3 tRNA genes are annotated in these 811 nt (G+C 52.8%); all 3 read left to right on the plus strand.

The features are described 5' to 3' along the window. Positions 1–336 precede the first annotated feature (336 nt). The 3 genes from HMPREF2547_RS07925 (at position 337) to HMPREF2547_RS07935 (ending at position 698) form a co-directional block, all read left to right on the plus strand. Positions 337–409, plus strand: a tRNA-Thr gene (locus HMPREF2547_RS07925). A 39-nt stretch (positions 410–448) separates the two neighbouring features. Continuing rightward, positions 449–522: transfer RNA gene (locus HMPREF2547_RS07930), tRNA-Met, on the plus strand. A gap of 103 nt (positions 523–625) precedes the next feature. Next, positions 626–698 (plus strand) — tRNA-Trp (locus HMPREF2547_RS07935). Positions 699–811 lie beyond the last annotated feature (113 nt).

Raw genomic sequence — 811 nt, forward strand, 5'->3', positions numbered from 1 at the left:
GCATGCGGACACACTTTTCTTTACTTAACCCGGGGTAGGGGCTCGAGTGAGGGGCTCTGGATTAAGCGGGGCAGGGGCTCGAGTTAGAGGTCAGCCACTCATCGATGAGTTATTCACTTATGGTTCCGCTGGGGCTCATCGATAAGTGAATAGATTATCCATAAGTGCGCGCCAAATGTCTGCAAACATGACAAGAAATACCGCTGCCTACCTGCTGATTTGTGCTTAGTGGTGATTTCGGGTTAATCTTTGCAAGGCTTCACGGAGAGCACAGAACGAAACAAAGCGGTCAACAATTGGCCACGGAGTTACGTGCTGAGTTCAACGGATGCTGATGCCCCCTTAGCTCAGTCGGCAGAGCGTTTCCATGGTAAGGAAAAGGTCGACAGTTCGATTCTGTCAGGGGGCTCTGTTCTTTTATACGGACTTATGTCCGGTAGAGAATAGGGGCGATGTAGCTCAGATGGTGAGAGCGCACGACTCATAATCGTGAGGTCGGGGGTTCGATCCCCCCCATCGCTACTACGGACAGTGATGTTCGTCGAACCCCGCCTTGATTATGCAGCAATGCAGTAAGGTGGGACAGTGTCAGCTAAGGACTGAGAAGTTCTTTCGCTGGTGGTGAAGGGGCGTGGCTCAATTGGTAGAGCAGCGGTCTCCAAAACCGCAGGTTGCAGGTTCGAGTCCTGTCGCCCCTGCAAGTACCCGTCATCCAGGGCGTATGAAAATGCGTCTGGGTGGCGGGTTTTTCGTTTATGTTCGGTGGCGGTGAGCGGTGGGGGTTAAGTAAAGAAAAGTGTGTCCGCATGCC

The organism is Corynebacterium sp. HMSC055G02 (genome assembly GCF_001809065.1).
In the GTDB taxonomy this organism is placed as follows: domain Bacteria; phylum Actinomycetota; class Actinomycetes; order Mycobacteriales; family Mycobacteriaceae; genus Corynebacterium; species Corynebacterium jeikeium_D.